Raw genomic sequence first — 18,173 nt, forward strand, 5'->3', positions numbered from 1 at the left:
CATGCTGGCTAACCTCGACTCGCTGGGTTATGTCGAGATGACGCAGATCCAGGCGCAAAGCTTGCCGGTGATCCTCAAAGGGCTGGACCTGATTGCCCAGGCCAAGACCGGTAGCGGCAAGACCGCCGCGTTCGGTATCGGCCTGTTGAACCCGATCAACCCGCGTTACTTCGGTTGCCAGGCGCTGGTGATGTGCCCGACCCGTGAGCTGGCCGACCAGGTCGCCAAGGAAATCCGCCGCCTGGCCCGTGCCGAAGACAACATCAAGGTGTTGACCCTGTGCGGCGGCGTGTCCTTGGGCCCGCAGATCGCTTCCCTGGAGCACGGCGCCCACGTCATCGTCGGCACCCCGGGCCGCATCCAGCAGCACCTGCGCAAAGGCTCGCTGGTACTGGACGGCTTGAACACCCTGATCCTCGACGAAGCCGACCGCATGCTCGACATGGGCTTCTACGACGCCATCGAAGACATCATCAGCAAGACCCCGCCCCGCCGCCAGACCCTGCTGTTCTCGGCCACCTACCCGGTCAGCATCAAGCAACTGGCGTCCAAGTTCATGCGGGCGCCGCAACAGGTGAAAGCCGAAGCGTTTCACTCCGACGACCAGATCGAACAGCGCTTCTACGAGATCTCCCCGGAAGAGCGCATGGACGCCGTGACCAAGGTACTGGCGCACTTCCGCCCGGCCTCCTGCGTTGCGTTCTGCTTCACCAAGCAGCAGGTGCAGGAAACCGTCGACCACCTGACCTCCAAAGGCATTTCCGCCGTCGGCCTGCACGGCGACCTGGAACAGCGCGACCGTGACCAGGTACTGGCGATGTTCGCCAACCGCAGCACTTCGGTGCTGGTAGCCACTGACGTCGCCGCCCGTGGCCTGGACATCGACTCGCTGGACATGGTGATCAACGTCGAACTGGCCCGCGACTCGGAAATCCACATTCACCGTGTAGGCCGTACCGGTCGTGCCGGCGAGACCGGTATCGCCATCAGCCTGGTGGCGCCGTCCGAAGCGCACCGCGCCCAGGCCATCGAGCAGTTGCAGAAATCACCACTGAACTGGGACCAACTGGACAACCTCAAGCCGCAAAGCGGTGGTCCGCTGCTGCCGCAGATGAGCACCCTGTGCATCGCAGCCGGGCGTAAAGACAAGGTTCGCCCAGGCGACATCCTTGGCGCGTTGACCGGTGAAGCCGGCATCCCGGGCGCCCAGGTCGGCAAGATCGCGATTTTCGACTTCCAGGCATTCGTGGCCGTGGAACGCGGGATCGCCAAGCAGGCGTTGCAGCGCTTGAATGACGGCAAGATCAAGGGCCGGTCGTTGCGTGTTCGGATCCTGTAAAAAATCTCTCCTGCCGAGTGGAGATTAAAATGTGGGAGGGGGCTTGCCCCCGATAGCAGTGTGTCAGTCAGTACATCTGTAACTGACAGATTGCTATCGGGGGCAAGCCCCCTCCCACATTTGACTGTATTTCAAATTAGAACTTGTATGAGGACATTGCTGTGCGCTCGACCGAAGTTGTGATCATTGGCGCCGGCGCCGCAGGCTTGATGTGCGCACTGACCGCCGCCGGGCGTGGGCGCAAGGTGATGTTGATCGACCACGCCAACAAGGCCGGCAAGAAGATCCTGATGTCCGGCGGTGGCCGCTGCAACTTCACCAATATGTACACCGAGCCGGCCAACTTCCTCTCGCACAACTCACACTTTTGCAAGTCGGCCCTGGCGCGCTACACCCAGTGGGACTTTATCGCGCTGGTGGCCAAGCACGGTGTGCCCTACCACGAGAAAAAACTCGGCCAGTTGTTCTGCGATAACAAGTCCAGCGACATCCTTGGCATGCTGCTCGATGAGTGCATCCAGACCGGCGTGAGCCTGCACCTGGACACTTCGATTGAGGAAATTGCCAGGATCGACAGCGGCTATCAGTTGCAAACCACCTTGGGCGAGCTGCGCTGCGAATCCTTGGTGATCGCCACCGGCGGCCTGTCGATCCCGACCCTGGGCGCCACCGGTTTCGGATATCAAGTGGCCAGGCAATTCGGCCACGAACTGCTGCCGACCCGCGCCGGGCTGGTGCCGTTCACCATCACCGACCAGCTCAAGGAATTGTGCGGCGAGTTATCCGGTACGTCGGTGGATTGCCTGGTCAGCTGCAACGACCAGAGCTTTCGCGAGAACATCCTGTTTACCCATCGCGGCCTGAGCGGGCCGGCGATTTTGCAGATTTCTTCCTATTGGGAATCCGGCGACACGGTGGAAATCAACCTGCTGCCCGATCACGATGCCCATGCCTGGCTGCAACAGCAACAGGTCGAGCATCCCAACAGCGAGTTGAAAACCCTGCTGGGCGAAATTTTCACCAAGAAGATGGCCAACCTGTTGGCGCAGATCTGGTTTGTGTCCAAGCCGATGAAGCAGTACACCCACGCTGAAATCGCCGACATTGCGCAAAAGCTCGGTAGCTGGCAATTGGTGCCGGCGGGCACCGAGGGCTATCGCACCGCCGAGGTGACATTGGGTGGGGTGGATACGCGGGAAGTGTCGTCCAAGACCATGGAATCGCTGAAAAGCCCTGGTTTGTACTTTATTGGGGAAGTGCTGGATGTAACGGGCCACCTGGGCGGGTTCAACTTCCAGTGGGCCTGGGCTTCCGGTTACGCCGCAGCTCAGTTTGTTTGACACGACGCAGTAAAAAATGTGGGAGGGGGCTTGCTCCCGATAGCGGTGTATCAGTCACAGATGTTCTGGCTGACACACTGCAATCGGGAGCAAGCCCCCTCCCACATTTTGATTTGCGGTGTGCCTGAAGAAAATTTGCAGTTGTATGTGATCACCACCCTTGCCGTGGCGTCCTTGATAGCTCAATTTAGCGGCACTGTCCCGGAAGACTCCAGACTTCATGTCATCGACCTCGTTCAAGCAGTCCATGCGGCGCCTGTGGGCGCTGGATAAATTCAGCTACAGCGTACGGGTGTTCATCGCCCTCACCGGCAGCATGGCGCTGTGTTGGTACCAGGATGAAATGACGCTGCTGATCCCGCTGTTCCTGGGGATCATCGCCAGCGCCCTGGCCGAGACCGATGACAGTTGGCAAGGCCGCCTCAATGCCCTGGCGGTAACGCTGGTGTGCTTCAGCATCGCTGCGCTGTCAGTGGAGCTGCTGTTTCCTTACCCGTGGATCTTTGCCATCGCGCTGGCCCTGGCCAGTTTCTGCCTGACCATGCTCGGCGCCCTGGGCGAACGCTATGGCGCGATTGCCTCAGCCACCTTGATTCTGTCGGTCTACACCATGATCGGCGTAGACCAGCGCGGCGGTGCCGTCACGGACTTCTGGCACGAGCCGCTGCTGCTGGTGGCCGGTGCCGCCTGGTACGGCGTGCTGTCGGTGCTGTGGCAGGCGCTGTTTTCCAACCAGCCGGTGCAGCAGAGCCTGGCACGGTTATTCCGTGAACTGGGGCGCTACCTCAAGCTCAAGTCGTCTCTGTTCGAGCCGATCCGCCAGCTGGATGTGGAAGCGCGACGCCTGGAATTGGCGCAGCAAAATGGCCGGGTGGTCGCTGCGCTGAATGCGGCCAAGGAAATCATCCTGCATCGCGTCGGCAACGGGCGGCCAGGCTCGAAGGTCAGCCGCTACCTGAAACTCTACTTTCTGGCCCAAGACATCCACGAGCGCGCCAGCTCCTCCCACTACCCCTACAACGCGCTCACCGACGCCTTTTTCCACAGCGATGTGCTGTTCCGCTGCCAGCGCCTGCTGCGCCAGCAAGGCAAGGCGTGCCAGACCCTGGCCGAATCGATCCAACTGCGCCAACCGTTCATCTATGACGACAGCTTCGCCCAAGCCCTCGGCGATTTGAACGCCTCCCTGGAACACCTGCGCATCCAGAGCAACCCGGCCTGGCGTGGCCTGCTGCGTTCGTTGCGTGCCTTGGCGGCCAACCTGTCCACCCTCGACCGCCTGCTGGGTGACGCCAGCAACCCCGATGCCCTGGCCGACGCGACCGACAGCAACCTGCTCGACCGCGCCCCGCGCAACCTCAAGGAAATGTGGACGCGCCTGCGTACCCAGTTGACGCCGACCTCGCTGCTGTTTCGCCACGCCCTGCGCCTGTCCCTGGCGTTGACCATCGGCTATGGCACCCTGCATGCGATCCACGCCTCCCAAGGCTACTGGATCATCCTCACCACCCTGTTTGTCTGCCAGCCCAGCTACGGTGCGACCCGGCGCAAGCTCGGCCAGCGGATCATCGGCACCGCCATCGGCCTCACCGTGGCCTGGGCGCTGTTCGACCTGTTCCCCAACCCCGTGGTGCAGTCGATGTTCGCCATCGCTGCGGGCCTGGTGTTCTTTATCAACCGCACCACGCGCTACACCCTGGCCACCGCGGCGATTACCCTGATGGTGCTGTTCTGCTTCAACCAGGTGGGCGATGGCTACGGGCTGTTCCTGCCAAGGCTGTTCGACACCTTGCTCGGCAGCCTGATCGCGGGCCTGGCGGTATTCCTGTTCCTGCCGGACTGGCAAGGCCGGCGCTTGAACAAAGTGCTGGCCAACACCCTGACCTGCAACAGCATCTACCTGCGCCAGATCATGCAGCAATACGCCGCCGGCAAGAGCGACGACCTGGCCTACCGCCTGGCCCGCCGCAACGCCCACAACGCCGATGCCGCGCTGTCCACCACCCTGGCGAACATGCTGATGGAACCGGGGCACTTCCGTAAGGAGGCCGACGTGGGCTTCCGCTTTCTGGTGCTGTCACACACCTTGCTCAGCTATTTGTCGGGGCTGGGGGCGCATCGAGAAACGCTGCTGCCGACCGATGTGCGCGAGCATTTGATCGACGGTGCCGGCCACACCCTGGCGATGAGCATCGATGAAATCGCAAGCGGGCTGGCGAATAAACAGCCGATTGCGATTCAGAGTGATGCCGAGGAGGCATTGGCGGCAGAGCTGGAGCAAATGCCGGATGAGATTGATGAGGGGCAACGGTTGGTGCAGACGCAATTGGCGTTGATCTGTCGGCAGTTGGGGCCGTTGCGCACACTGGCGGCGCATCTGATCAAAGATACCAGCGCGGCATAGACCGCTATCGGGAGCAAGCCCCCTCCCACATTCGACCGCATTCCAAAAGACATACGCGGAGCCAATGTGGGAGGGGGCTTGCTCCCGATGAGGCCCGCAAGCACGCTACATCCCATGCGCCTTCATCAACCGCGCATAACTGCCATCAGCCTTCATCCTGGCAATCTCCCGATCAAAACTGGCGACGATCTGCGCATGCTCGGGATTCTTCAAACTGACGAGGATATGCAGGCTGTTCTCGCTCAGCGGCTTGCCCACAAACGCCACGGCATTGCGTACCCGTGGTGACTCCCGTGCCAGGTAGTAACGCGCTACGTATTCATCCTCCAGTGTCAACCGCACGCGCTGCGCCGCCAGCATGCGCACGGCCATGGCGAAGTTATGCACCGGCACTTTTTGTAACTGGGTGTCTTGATCAAACGCCGCCGAATAAGCGTAACCGCGCACCACAGCGATGGCCTCGTCGTGCAGTTCCTCCAGGCTGTGATAGTCGATCGAGTCGTCGCTACGCTTGAGAAAGCGCACACGGTTGAGCAAGTACTCGCCGGAAAACTGCCCCAGCTGCGTGCGGGCGTCGTCATACCAGGCGTTGATCAGCACGTCGTAGCGCCCATCACCCACACCCTTCAACGCCCGAGCCCAGGGCACCTGCTCAAAATCACTGGCGTACCCCGCACGCGCCAGCGCCGTAGTGACGAGGTCCGTGGCCAAGCCACCATTGATCAAGGTGGCATCGGTAAACGGTGGCCAGCCATCCGCCACCAGGCGCAGGCGTTGTGCCAGCGCCGGTTGAGCCAGCAGCAGCACTACGATCAAAGCAACGGCACGAGTCAATCGCGGCATGCTTAAAGTCCTTGGCGGGCAGGCGGTGGCCTGATAACAGTAGCTCATCAATGAGCGTGCATTGCAGATTACACAAAGAAGCCAACGCCGCACGCACTGAATGATGGCAAATTGACGCCATTCACAAAATTGCCGATTTTAGACAGTGGCGCCTGCCGCGCTTACTATCCGTGACACGTCTTTATAAGAGCACACATCATGACGGTTGATTGGGTCTGCAAACATCACGACGACTTGGGCAAGGAACAGCTATACGCCATCCTGCGCCTGCGCAGCGAGGTCTTCGTCGTCGAGCAAAAATGCGTTTACCAGGACATTGACAGCCAGGACCTGGCGGGTGACACCCACCACCTGATGGCCTGGCAAAATGACGAGCTGGTGGCATACCTGCGGTTACTAGACCCGGAATCCCAGGGCGGCGACGTGGTGATCGGCCGCGTCATCGTAGCAAAGGTGGCACGGGGCACCGGGCTTGGGCATCAAATGATGGAAGAGACACTCAAGCGTATAGAGGATATCTGGCCAGAAACGCCAATTTATCTGTCGGCGCAAGCGCACTTGCAGGGCTATTACGGGCGGTATGGGTTTGTGGTGGCGGGCGAAGAATACCTGGAGGACGACATTCCACATATTGGTATGCGGCGAGCTTGAGGGCCTCATCGGGAGCAAGCCCCCTCCCACAATTTTGATTTGTGAACATATTCAAAATGTGGGAGGGGGCTTGCTCCCGATGGCGCCAGACCAGCCGCCCCCCTGCCTCAGGGATAACCCAGCACTTGCTTGATCGACGCAAGATTGGCCTCGATCCACCCCCGATCAATCGCACCCCACTCGCGAATCCGGTAATGCCCGGCATGGTTGCGGGCACCCTCTTCCTGTTCAAACTCGCAAACGATATCCAAGTCAGCCAACGCCGCAATCGTGTCCTGGGCCGTGCGTCGAGGCATGCCGGTAGCCTCGGTCAGCGCCGGGACGCTGCTGGCCACCTGGCTGTCGATCAAGTACGCCACGTACAGGCGGCGGTAGAAGCTGCTTTTGGTCTTGCTCACATCCATGGTCAGTCGCCTTGGGGTTAGGGCTTGCCTTGCAAATCGCGCCAGGTGAGGTACACGCGCAGATCGAATTCCACCTGATGGTAGCCCGGCATCATGTATTCACAGAGTTTATAGAACGCTTTGTTGTGGTCCGACTCTTTGAAGTGCGCCAGCTCGTGCACCACGATCATGCGCAGAAACTCTGGCGCAGCCTCCTTGAACAGTGAAGCGATGCGAATCTCTTTTTTGGATTTGAGATTGCCACCCTGCACTCGGGAAATCGTGGTGTGCAAACCCAGGGCGCGATGAGTCAGGTCCAGCCGATTATCGAACAGCACCTTATCGATAGACGGTGCGTTGCGCAGATGCTCCTGCTTCAAGGCCAGGGCGTAGGCGTACAGGGCCTTGTCGCTCTGCACGGCGTGACGCTCGGGGTAACGCTCTTCCAGGTAGGCACCCAACTTATCCTTGGCGATCAGTTGTCGCACTTGCTCCTGGAGCGCAGCGGGGTAGGCCTGGAGGTATTTCAACGCGGTCATGGGGTCTGCAACGCAATTGGGACGGGCGCCAGTGTAGCGAATTCAACGCGCGCGAGGGTACGACCAACCGGCAACGTCATCGGCCATCAGTGGCAGCGCCGCCCACGGGCCCTGGATACAGGTGCAGCCATTAGCCTTGAGCCACTCGGTTTGTTCAACGGTCTCCACACCTTCGGCGATCACCAGCACATCAAAATGCCCGCACAGTTGGATGATGCTGTGGGCCATCGCCGCATCCCGCGCCGATCCAGGCAGGCGGGCTACCAGTCGTGGGTCAAGCTTAAGGGTGTCGAATTCCAAGTCGCGCAAATGGGCCAGGGAACAATGGCCCGTGCCAAAGTCATCCAGGGCAATTCGCACCCCAATCCGGCGCAGTAACTGCAGTTGTTTGGTGGACTCTTCAAGATTACTCATCAGGCAGTCCTCGCCGATTTCCACCTCCAACTGCCGCCCCCGCAGCCCATGTCGCTCCAGTACCTGCTGCAGTTGGTTGGCCAGGTTGGGCATATTGAACTGGCTGCTGCTCAGGCTCACGCTCAGCACCAGCTCAGGGTCGAAGGTGGCTTGCCAGGCCTGGCGCTGGGCGGCAACTTGCTGGTAGATCCAGGCGCTCAGCTGGCTGATCAAGCGCGCCTCTTCCAGCAGCGGCAAGAACAAACCCGGCGGCACATCGCCGACGCTCGGATGCTGCCAGCGCAACAGCGCCTCGACGCCACGCAAACGCCCATCCTCCAGAGACACCTGGGGCTGGTACACCAGGGTGAAATCCTTGTTCTGAATGGCGTTGCGCACGCTGTCTTCGAGCATCAGCCGCGAGCGGGCGCGGCCGTTCATTTCCTGATCGTAATAACGATATTGCTGACGGCCGGCGCGCTTGGCTTCGTACATGGCGATGTCCGCCGCCCGCAGCAGGCCGTTCAGGTCCGAGCCGCAATCCGGGAACGTCGCGATACCGATACTGACGCCGAGCATCACCTCCAAGCCGTCGACCTGCTGGCACACAGACACCCGCTCGATCAGCTTTTCCGCAATCTTCGCTGCCTGCTCGGGGAATTCCAGCTCCAGCAGCGCGGTGAACTCGTCTCCGCCCATGCGCCCGAGAATGTCGTAGGAACGCAGACACGCCTGCATCTGTTCAGACACCCAACGCAGCACGCGGTCGCCAGCGTCGTGGCCCAGCGTATCGTTGACTCGCTTGAAGCCATCCAGGTCCAGGTACAGCAACACCAGTGCCTGCTCGTTGCGCTCGCTGCGCAGCAAGGTGTTTTCCACCGCCTGATGAAAGCCACGCCGGTTCAGCAAGCCGGTCAATGGGTCGGTCACGGCCTGGAATTCCAATTGCTGATGCAGATGACGCACTTCAGACATGTCCAGCACCGTCACCACCATGGCCTTCTGCTCGGCGGGCAAGGGCGCGCAGGACAACGCCACCGGCACCTGCTGGCCACGGCCAGTGCGCAAAATGGCGTCGTGCTGGCGCCACGTCTCGCCCTTGCGATACGCCTCGTACATCGGGAACCCCAACCAAGTGGGCACATGGGGTTTTTGCAGGAAACTCAGGAAACTCTCGCCCTGCAACTCGGCCATCGTGGCATTCAGCAGCCGCGAGATCGCCGGGTTGGCGTACTCAATCACACTGGCTTCGCCCACCACCAGAATGCCCTCGGCGGCGTTATCCAGCACCGAGGCATTGAAGGCGCGAGCCAACTCCAGGTCATGGCTCAGGCGCTGCAAGGCACGGCGATTGCGTTGATGCTCCAGCAGCGCCTGCACCTTGGGCTTGAGGATATGCGGGTCAAAGGGCTTGAACAGGTAATCAATAGCGCCGCTGGCATAGCCTTCCAATACGGCAGCTGCCGATTGGGCGTTGGCACTCAGGAAAATTATCGGCGTCATGCGCGTACGCTGATTGCCGCGCATCAGGCGAGCGACTTCAAAACCGTCCATGCCGGGCATCATCACATCCAGCAGTACCAGGTCGACGTCATGCTCCAGTAGCAGTTCCAGCGCTTCCAGGCCCGAAGCTGCGGTCATCACCTGCCAGTCATCACGCTGCAACAGAGCGCGCATGCTGATCAGGTTTTCCGGGTAGTCATCGACCACCAGAAGAACCGAATTGCCATCACCGTAATGTGGAGCGCATTCCATGCTACGTCTCTTCCTTAAGGAGCAACTCCGGTCATTTCTGACAGAAAACCCGGACAAACTTTGAGGCCTCACTCTAGCCTTGGATCCTAAAAAGCAGAAGTGACGTAGATGCCCTCATTGCGCCAAAGCCGGGGAAGCCGACTAACGGTCAGAGCCTGTAGCCCGCGGTTCATGGGCAACATGGCTTTTTGGCATTCCTTTGACGCCAAGAAATTGCCAGCAATTGTTTAACAATCCCAAGGTCACCGCCTATAAAGAACCTGTAAGGCCCTTGGGCCAACGCCTTCACCCTCTGTAAAAGGCCAACACCATGATCGACCTTTCCACCTGGAACCTGAGCATTCCGGTCGGCTCCCCGCCTACGACCATCGATACACCGAAGCTGCTGAGCGGCTTCAACGATCAATACTTCCAGGCCGAAGGCAGCGATGTGCAGTTCTGGACCCCCGTCACCGGCACCCGCACCGAAAACGCCATCTACCCGCGCAGCGAACTGCGCGAAACCTACGCCGACGGGCGTCTGCGCAACTGGACCTACCCCGAAGCCGACAACTTCCTGCGCGCCACGCTGGCAGTTAACCAAGTGCCCTCCTCCGGCAAGATCGTGATCGGCCAGATCCACGCCTACGACAGCCAGAAACCGCTGATCAAACTGGAGTACCAGTTCAAGGAAAAAACCCAGACCGGCAACATCGTCGCCAAGGTGCGCATGCGCCCGGATGAAGCCGAAAGCCGGGTGATCATCGTCGCCTCCAATGTGCCGCTGGAGAAGAGCTTCACCTATGTAATCAACCTCAACAAAGCCGGGCTGCTCAGCGTGTATGCCGCCGACAGCGAGTGGAATGAACGCATTGGCGCGGCCTGGGGCGACAAGCCGTTGTACTTCAAGGCGGGGGTGTATGTGCAGGACAACAGCGGGGACAGCAAGGAAGGCGCACGGGTAACGTTTGCGAAGCTGGATATTGATCACGAATAAACGTTTTAACAGGCACAAAAAACCCGCATCTCTGCGGGTTTTTTATTAACGACTGAGGCTTAGTTTACCTTAGCGTTCAACTCACCTTTCAAATACCGCTGGTACATCGCTTCCAACGAGATCGGCTTGATCTTCGACGCATTACCAGCAGTGCCGAAAGCTTCGTAGCGCGCAATACACACATCACGCATCGCAGTCACGGTAGCGCCGAAGAATTTACGTGGGTCAAATTCGCTTGGGTTAGTGGCCATCAGGCGACGCATCGCACCCGTGGACGCCAGGCGCAGGTCGGTGTCGATGTTGACCTTACGCACGCCGTACTTGATGCCTTCGACGATTTCTTCAACCGGTACGCCGTAGGTTTCTTTGATGTCGCCGCCGTACTGGTTGATGATCGCCAACCACTCTTGCGGTACCGAGGAAGAACCGTGCATCACCAGGTGGGTGTTAGGGATGCGCTTGTGGATTTCCTTGATGCGGTCGATGGCCAGCACGTCGCCAGTAGGCGGCTTGGTGAACTTGTAGGCGCCGTGGCTGGTGCCGATGGCGATGGCCAGGGCGTCGACCTGGGTCTTCTTGACGAAGTCGGCGGCTTCTTCCGGGTCGGTCAGCATCTGGCTGTGATCCAGCACGCCTTCGGCGCCGATGCCGTCTTCTTCGCCGGCCATGCCGGTTTCCAGCGAACCCAGGCAGCCCAGCTCGCCTTCAACCGAAACGCCGCAGGCGTGAGCCATGGCCACGGTTTGTTGGGTAACGCGTACGTTGTACTCGTAGTCGGTTGGGGTCTTGCCGTCTTCGCCGAGGGAGCCGTCCATCATTACCGAGCTGAAGCCCAGTTGGATGGAGCGCTGGCACACGTCAGGGCTGGTGCCGTGGTCCTGGTGCATGCACACCGGGATGTGCGGGAACTCTTCGATGGCGGCGAGGATCAGGTGGCGCAGGAATGGGGCGCCGGCGTATTTGCGCGCACCGGCCGAAGCCTGGACGATCACGGGGGAGTCGGTCTTGTCAGCGGCTTCCATGATGGCGCGCATCTGCTCAAGGTTGTTGACGTTAAAGGCTGGGACGCCGTAGCCGAACTCGGCTGCGTGGTCCAGCATTTGACGCATGCTGATAAGTGCCATTGTGTTGTCTCTCCCGGTCGAGGGTCGTTAATCGTGCAAGCCTGCCGTAGCGGCGACTGCTATTCAAGTTATTGCAGATCAAGGGGTTAAGCTTGAACTGCTGAATCGTTATTGCTGTCGGGTTCAGTTGGCTTTGCAGCCGCGCCCAATCAAATCATCGGTGGCAACCCAGTACACCAGGCCTTCCTCACCTTTGGTGTGAAACGCCAACTGGCCGTCGCTGAACAGCACGCCCGAGGCGGCAATTTCTTGCTTGAGACGGTAAACCTGGTCCGAACCGCCGAGGCGTACATCCACCTGCGAACGGTCTTGGTTAGCAAAGCGCCAGTTGACCTCGGCCTTGCTGTCGCAGGTCCAGGTGGTCCACTTGTCGGCCGGCTCGGCCTTGTTGAACATATTCATGCTGCTGCAGCCGGCCAGCAAGACCAGGGCTGCCAGGGCGAAAACGCCTTTCATTGCCAATCCTCGCAGGGCGACCTGGGGTCGCCGTGGCTGTCGGTTAGTGGATCAGACCCGTCATGGGCAACCCTGTTCCTGACCGTTGGGCGCGGAGTCATATTTCTCCAGCCGTTCGTTGCCGATGCGCTTGTTGATAACCGGCATCGTCTCGGCTTGCCAGTCAGCCTGGTAACAGCTCTTTCTCAACGGTGCCGTGGCGTTATCCGCGTCGGGCGCCGCGCTGGGTGTGCTGCCGCAGCCGGCCAACAGGCCCGCTGCGATCACCAGTGCCAACGACTTGATCATGGGAACACTCCTTTTCCTGATCACGCGAGCCTTAACCTTTGGCTCGGGTTTCCAGCACTTCCACGGCCGGCAGGACCTTGCCCTCGACGAATTCGAGGAAGGCGCCGCCACCGGTGGAAATGTAGGAGATCTGATCAGCAACGCCATATTTATCAATGGCCGCCAAGGTATCGCCACCGCCAGCGATGGAGAAGGCCGAGCTTTCAGCGATCGCTTTAGCCAGCACTTTGGTGCCGTTGCCGAACTGATCGAACTCGAACACGCCTACCGGGCCATTCCACAGGATAGTCTGGGATGCCTTGAGCAGCTCGGCGAAGTTGGCTGCAGTTTGTGGGCCGATATCCAGGATCATGTCGTCTTCGGCCACGTCAGCGATGAGCTTTACGGTGGCTGCGGCGCTTTCTGCAAACTCTTTGGCAACGACCACGTCTACCGGCAGCGGCACGCTGACCTTGGCGGCGATAGCGCGGGCGGTGTCGAGCAGGTCCGGCTCATACAGGGACTTGCCCACCGGGTGACCGGCTGCTGCCAGGAAGGTATTGGCGATGCCGCCGCCGACGATCAACTGGTTGCAGATCTGGCTCAGGCTGTTGAGCACGTCCAGCTTGGTGGAGACTTTGGAACCGGCAACAATGGCAGCCATCGGTTGCGCCGGAGCGCCCAGGGCCTTGCCCAACGCATCCAGCTCGGCAGCCAGCAGCGGGCCCGCCGCCGCAACCTTGGCGAACTTGGCTACGCCGTGGGTCGAACCTTCGGCGCGGTGGGCAGTGCCGAAAGCGTCCATCACGAACACGTCGCACAGCGCTGCGTATTGCTGGGCCAGTTCGTCGCTGTTCTTTTTCTCGCCCTTGTTGAAGCGCACGTTTTCGAACAGCACGATGTCGCCAGGCTTAACGTCAACACCGCCCAGGTAGTCCGCCACCAACGGCACGTCACGGCCCAGGGCCTTGCTCAGGTAATCGGCTACCGGCTTGAGGCTGTTTTCGGCAGAGAACTCACCTTCAGTCGGGCGACCCAGGTGGGAGCAGACCATCACGGCCGCGCCTTTTTCCAGGGCCAGCTTGATGGTCGGCAGCGAGGCCAGGATTCGCGCATCGCTGGTGACAACACCGTCCTTGACTGGGACGTTGAGGTCTTCGCGAATCAGTACGCGCTTACCTTGCAGATCGAGGTCGGTCATCTTCAACACGGTCATGGGTCGCAGTTCCTGAATTACTGTTGATGAGGTTGTTTAGAGGCGATGTGCAGATAATGTTCCGCGACATCCAGCATTCGGTTGGCAAAGCCCCATTCGTTGTCGAACCAGGCCAGGATGTTCACCAGCCTCGGGCCGGAAACGCGTGTCTGGCTGGCATCGACAATCGCCGAATGCGGGTCATGGTTGAAATCACAACTGGCGTGGGGCAACTCGGTGTAGGCCAGCAAGCCTTTGAGCGGGCCGCTGGTCGCGGCGTCACGCAGTATCCGGTTGACCTCCGTCGCATCAGTGTCGCTGACGGTTTGCATGGTGATATCCAGGCAAGACACGTTCACAGTCGGCACCCGTACGGCTTTGGCCTGGATTCGCCCGGCAAGTTCCGGCAACAGACGCTCGATGCCGCGAGCTAAGCCTGTGGACACCGGAATCACCGACTGGAACGCCGAACGCGTCCGGCGCAGGTCTTCGTGGTGATAGGCGTCGATCACCGGTTGGTCGTTCATCGCCGAGTGAATCGTGGTGATCGACACATAATCCAGGCCGATCGCCTGATCCAGCAGGCGCAACAACGGCACGCTGCAGTTGGTGGTACACGAAGCGTTGGACACCAGCAGCTCATCACCGGTCAGGCAATCCTGGTTGATGCCGTAGACGATGGTGGCGTCGACATCCGCCTCGCTGGCCATCGGCTGTGAAAACAGCACACGCGGTGCACCGGCGTCGAGAAAACGCTGGCCATCGGCACGGGTGTGATAAGCACCGGAGCATTCCAACACCAGGTCGACGCCCAGCGCCGCCCAGTCGATGCCCTCGGGGGTGGCACTGCGCAACACTTTCACGCAGTCGCCATTGATATGCAGACAATCGCCGTCTACCCGCACTTCGCCGGGGAAGCGGCCGTGAGTGGAGTCAAAGCGTGTCAGGTATTCGATGCTGGCCATGTCGGCCAGATCGTTGATCGCGACAATTTCAAACCCGGCCGCCGCCCCTCGCTCGAACAGAGCACGCAAGACGCAACGACCAATGCGGCCGTAGCCGTTGAGTGCAACTTTGTAGGGGCGCGGTTGAGGCATGGGGTTCTCGATTACCTTGGGTAATGGGGTGAATGTGCCACCGCCTTCGCGAGCAAGCCCGCTCCCACAGTTGAAATGCATTCCAAATGTGGGAGCGGGCTTGCTCGCGAAGGCGTCAGTACAGCCACCCCAATCTACAGCCTTAGTCTTCCAGCAGCTCTTCAGCCTGACCCAGGATATTTTCCAGGGTGAAACCGAACTCTTCGAACAATGCCGGTGCCGGCGCCGACTCACCGTAGGTGGTCATGCCAATCACGCGGCCTTCCAGGCCCACGTACTTGTACCAGTAGTCGGCGTGAGCCGCTTCGATGGCGATACGCGCACTGACCTGCAAGGGCAATACCGATTGCTTGTAGCCGGCGTCCTGGGCTTCGAACACGCTGGTGCATGGCATGGACACAACGCGCACGTTACGGCCTTGGGCGGTCAGCTTGTCGTAGGCCTGAACGGTCAGGCCCACTTCGGAACCGGTGGAGATCAGGATCAGCTCCGGCTCGCCGATGCAGTCCTTGAGCACATAACCACCACGGCTGATGTCGGCGATCTGCGCGTCGGTACGCACTTGGTGCTGCAGGTTCTGACGCGAGAAGATCAGCGCCGAAGGGCCGTCCTTACGCTCGATGGCGTGCTTCCAGGCCACGGCGGATTCGACCGCGTCGGCTGGGCGCCAGCAATCCAGGTTCGGCGTGGTGCGCAGGCTGGTCAGTTGCTCGACCGGCTGGTGCGTCGGGCCGTCTTCGCCCAGGCCAATGGAGTCGTGGGTGTAGACATGGATCACACGCTTCTTCATCAGCGCAGCCATGCGTACGGCGTTACGTGCGTATTCCATGAACATCAGGAAGGTCGCGCCGTAAGGCACCAGGCCGCCGTGCAGGGACACGCCGTTCATGATGGCGCTCATGCCGAACTCACGTACGCCGTAGTACATGTAGTTGCCGCTGGCGTCTTCGGCCGAGACACCTTTGCAACCTTTCCACAGGGTCAGGTTGGAACCGGCCAGGTCAGCCGAACCGCCGAGGAACTCAGGCAGCAGCGGGCCAAAGGCGTTCAGGGTGTTCTGGCTGGCTTTACGGCTGGCGATGGTCTCGCCCTTGGCCGCGACTTCGGCGATGTAAGCCGAGGCTTTTTCCGAGAAGTCGGCAGGCAGGTCACCGGCCAGGCGTCGTACCAGCTCGTTGGCAAGCTCCGGAAATTCGGCAGAGTAGGCAGCAAAACGCTGGTCCCATTCGGCTTCGGTGGCCAGGCCTTTTTCCTTGGCATCCCATTCGGCATAGATGTCGGCCGGGATTTCGAACGGGCCGTGGTTCCACTTCAGCGCTTCGCGGGTCAGTGCGATTTCCGCGTCACCCAGTGGGGCGCCGTGGCAGTCTTCTTTACCTTGCTTGTTCGGCGAGCCGAAACCGATGGTGGTTTTGCAGCAGATCAGGGTCGGCTGCGCGCTCTTGCGAGCGGTGTCGATGGCGGTCTTGATTTCTTCCGGATCGTGGCCGTCAACGTTGCGGATCACCTGCCAGTTGTAGGCTTCGAAACGCTTCGGGGTGTCATCGGTGAACCAGCCTTCGACTTCGCCGTCGATGGAGATGCCGTTGTCATCGTAGAAGGCAATCAGCTTGCCCAGGCCCAGAGTGCCGGCCAGGGAAGCAACTTCGTGGGAAATGCCTTCCATCATGCAGCCGTCACCCAGGAATACATAGGTGTGGTGGTCGACGATGTCGTGGCCAGGGCGGTTGAACTGCGCGCCCAGGACTTTTTCTGCCAGCGCGAAGCCAACAGCGTTGGCCAGGCCTTGGCCCAGGGGACCGGTAGTGGTCTCGACGCCTGGGGTGTAGCCGAATTCCGGGTGGCCCGGGGTGCGGCTGTGCAACTGGCGGAAGCTCTTGAGGTCATCGATGGTGACGTCGTAGCCGGTCAGGTGCAGCAGCGAGTAGATCAGCATCGAGCCGTGGCCGTTGGACAGCACGAAGCGGTCACGGTCGGCGAACGACGGGTTGCTCGGGTTGTGTTTCAGGTAGTCACGCCAAAGTACCTCGGCGATATCCGCCATGCCCATCGGGGCACCGGGATGGCCGCTGTTGGCTTTTTGCACGGCATCCATGCTGAGGGCACGAATGGCGTTGGCACGCTCACGACGGCTGGGCATCGCTGATCTCCTGGAGTTTGAGATAGAAGAAACGGAAAAAAGGACCGGCATTTTCCCTCAGCCACCGCCTGCGGGCAATGACAGATAGTCACTTGAGGGTGTTTTTCCTGTGCTTTGGGCGGCAATCGCTTGCAGAAACCTTTAACCGGTTCGTCTAAAGGTTATAGCGGCTGCTTATAACCGCCACTTATCGATCAATATCAAAACTTTTTGATATTGCCCTTGCAGGGATTTACACCCGTCACTAGACTGCTGGCCTTATGAACCTACCCGTGCCCTCCCTGCGTCCTGACAACGGCGATGAATTGGCAGCCTTATGCAAGGCCGCCGGTGATCCGTTGCGCTTGAACGTATTGCGCGCACTGGCAAACGATTCCTTCGGGGTACTGGAACTGGCGCAGATCTTTGCCATTGGCCAGTCCGGCATGAGCCACCATTTGAAGGTACTGGCCCAGGCCGACCTGGTGGCAACGCGCCGCGAAGGCAACGCGATTTTTTACCGCCGCGCCCTGCCGCATACCGAGCTGCTGGGCGGCAAATTGCACGCTGCCCTGCTCGAAGAAGTGGACAACCTGGGCCTGCCGAGCGATGTGCAGTCGCGTATCGGCCAGGTGCACGGGCAACGCGCCGCCGCCAGCCAGGACTTTTTCTCCCGGGTTGCCGACAAGTTTCGCGCCCAGCAGGACCTGATCGCCGGGTTGGCCCAGTACCGCGAAAGCGTACTGGCGCTGTTGGACAAGCTGAGCTTCAGTAAGGAGGCCACGGCCTTGGAAGTCGGCCCTGGCGACGGCGGTTTCCTGCCGGAACTGGCGCGCCGCTTTGAACAGGTCACGGCGCTGGACAACAGCCCGGCAATGCTCGAGCTGGCGCGCCAGCTCTGTGAGCGCGAAGCCCTGGGCAATGTGCGGCTGCAGTTGGCCGACGCCCTGAGTGACACCAGCCTGCGGGCCGATTGCGTGGTGCTGAACATGGTCTTGCACCATTTCGCCGCCCCGGCCGACGCCCTCAAGCAAATGGCCGGGTTACTGCACCCCGGCGGTAGCCTGCTGGTTACGGATTTATGCAGCCACAACCAGAATTGGGCCAAGGAGGCCTGCGGTGATCTCTGGCTGGGTTTTGAACAGGACGATCTGGCCCGTTGGGCCACCGCTGCGGGACTCGTTCCCGGGGAAAGCCTCTATGTAGGTTTACGTAATGGTTTCCAGATTCAGGTCCGCCATTTTCAGCGACCGGCTGGCGACACTCACCATCGGTAAATATCAGGAAAACAT

The 18,173-nt window shown here is 60.3% G+C and carries 16 protein-coding genes; 6 read left to right on the top strand and 10 right to left on the bottom strand.

Going from position 1 to position 18,173, the window contains the following annotated elements; translation table 11 throughout:
• The first annotated feature begins 1 nt into the window (after position 1).
• The 3 genes from dbpA to yccS all read left to right on the top strand — a co-directional run bounded on the left by dbpA (position 2) and on the right by yccS (position 5,083).
• Positions 2-1,339: an ATP-dependent RNA helicase DbpA gene (gene dbpA / locus JFT66_RS07850; protein WP_231501119.1), complete on the top strand. Its 1,338-nt coding sequence runs from the start codon at positions 2-4 to the stop codon at positions 1,337-1,339.
• A gap of 161 nt (positions 1,340-1,500) precedes the next feature.
• The gene (locus tag JFT66_RS07855; protein WP_198809666.1) at positions 1,501-2,679 is read left to right on the top strand and encodes an NAD(P)/FAD-dependent oxidoreductase; all 1,179 of its coding nucleotides are present in this window, start codon (positions 1,501-1,503) and stop codon (positions 2,677-2,679) included.
• A 220-nt stretch (positions 2,680-2,899) separates the two neighbouring features.
• A complete protein-coding gene (gene yccS, locus JFT66_RS07860; protein WP_034116175.1) occupies positions 2,900-5,083 on the top strand; it encodes a YccS family putative transporter in 2,184 nt (727 codons plus the stop codon).
• Positions 5,084-5,188: 105 nt separating this feature from the next.
• Here the strand turns inward: yccS and JFT66_RS07865 are convergent, their stop codons facing one another.
• Complete coding sequence (locus JFT66_RS07865) at positions 5,189-5,926, bottom strand: substrate-binding periplasmic protein (RefSeq protein ID WP_198859071.1); 738 nt, start codon at positions 5,924-5,926, stop codon at positions 5,189-5,191.
• Between the two features lie 198 nt (positions 5,927-6,124).
• Between JFT66_RS07865 and JFT66_RS07870 the strand changes: the two genes are divergently transcribed.
• Positions 6,125-6,577, top strand: a complete 453-nt coding sequence (locus JFT66_RS07870) for a GNAT family N-acetyltransferase (RefSeq protein ID WP_198859072.1) — start codon at positions 6,125-6,127, stop codon at positions 6,575-6,577.
• 107 nt (positions 6,578-6,684) lie between these two features.
• Here JFT66_RS07870 and JFT66_RS07875 read toward each other — a convergent pair whose 3' ends face one another.
• From JFT66_RS07875 to JFT66_RS07885, 3 genes are read right to left on the bottom strand one after another with little or no spacing between them, the layout of a single operon-like run.
• The gene (locus JFT66_RS07875; protein WP_153837481.1) at positions 6,685-6,981 is read right to left on the bottom strand and encodes a winged helix-turn-helix domain-containing protein; all 297 of its coding nucleotides are present in this window, start codon (positions 6,979-6,981) and stop codon (positions 6,685-6,687) included.
• A gap of 17 nt (positions 6,982-6,998) precedes the next feature.
• Positions 6,999-7,499 carry a M48 metallopeptidase family protein gene (locus JFT66_RS07880; RefSeq protein WP_034116179.1) on the bottom strand — a complete coding sequence of 167 codons (501 nt, stop codon included), beginning with the start codon at positions 7,497-7,499 and terminating at the stop codon, positions 6,999-7,001.
• 42 nt (positions 7,500-7,541) lie between these two features.
• Positions 7,542-9,647 (bottom strand): putative bifunctional diguanylate cyclase/phosphodiesterase, encoded by a 2,106-nt coding sequence (locus JFT66_RS07885; protein ID WP_034116180.1) that lies wholly within the window; start codon positions 9,645-9,647, stop codon positions 7,542-7,544.
• Between the two features lie 310 nt (positions 9,648-9,957).
• On the opposite strand from JFT66_RS07885, the gene JFT66_RS07890 reads away from it, so the two are divergent.
• Complete coding sequence (locus JFT66_RS07890; RefSeq protein WP_034116181.1) at positions 9,958-10,623, top strand: polysaccharide lyase family 7 protein; 666 nt, start codon at positions 9,958-9,960, stop codon at positions 10,621-10,623.
• 59 nt (positions 10,624-10,682) lie between these two features.
• On the opposite strand, the gene fba is transcribed toward JFT66_RS07890, so the two are convergent.
• The 6 genes from fba to tkt all read right to left on the bottom strand — a co-directional run bounded on the left by fba (position 10,683) and on the right by tkt (position 16,902).
• A complete protein-coding gene (gene fba, locus JFT66_RS07895; RefSeq protein WP_003177554.1) occupies positions 10,683-11,747 on the bottom strand; it encodes a class II fructose-bisphosphate aldolase in 1,065 nt (354 codons plus the stop codon).
• 123 nt (positions 11,748-11,870) lie between these two features.
• A complete protein-coding gene (locus JFT66_RS07900) occupies positions 11,871-12,203 on the bottom strand; it encodes an MliC family protein (RefSeq protein ID WP_034116183.1) in 333 nt (110 codons plus the stop codon).
• 60 nt (positions 12,204-12,263) lie between these two features.
• Positions 12,264-12,491, bottom strand: coding sequence for a hypothetical protein (locus JFT66_RS07905; protein WP_034116184.1), 228 nt, complete (start codon positions 12,489-12,491; stop codon positions 12,264-12,266).
• Between the two features lie 31 nt (positions 12,492-12,522).
• Positions 12,523-13,686 carry a phosphoglycerate kinase gene (locus JFT66_RS07910; protein WP_153837478.1) on the bottom strand — a complete coding sequence of 388 codons (1,164 nt, stop codon included), beginning with the start codon at positions 13,684-13,686 and terminating at the stop codon, positions 12,523-12,525.
• A 17-nt stretch (positions 13,687-13,703) separates the two neighbouring features.
• Positions 13,704-14,762 (bottom strand): erythrose-4-phosphate dehydrogenase, encoded by a 1,059-nt coding sequence (epd, locus tag JFT66_RS07915; protein ID WP_034116186.1) that lies wholly within the window; start codon positions 14,760-14,762, stop codon positions 13,704-13,706.
• A 142-nt stretch (positions 14,763-14,904) separates the two neighbouring features.
• The gene (tkt, locus tag JFT66_RS07920; protein WP_034116187.1) at positions 14,905-16,902 is read right to left on the bottom strand and encodes a transketolase; all 1,998 of its coding nucleotides are present in this window, start codon (positions 16,900-16,902) and stop codon (positions 14,905-14,907) included.
• 260 nt (positions 16,903-17,162) lie between these two features.
• On the opposite strand from tkt, the gene JFT66_RS07925 reads away from it, so the two are divergent.
• Entirely contained in the window at positions 17,163-18,158 is a 996-nt protein-coding gene (locus tag JFT66_RS07925; RefSeq protein ID WP_034116188.1) for an ArsR/SmtB family transcription factor, read from the top strand.
• The last annotated feature ends 15 nt before the right edge of the window (positions 18,159-18,173 follow it).

The sequence above is a fragment of the Pseudomonas sp. MF6755 genome, assembly GCF_016405635.1.
GTDB lineage: Bacteria > Pseudomonadota > Gammaproteobacteria > Pseudomonadales > Pseudomonadaceae > Aquipseudomonas > Aquipseudomonas haemolytica.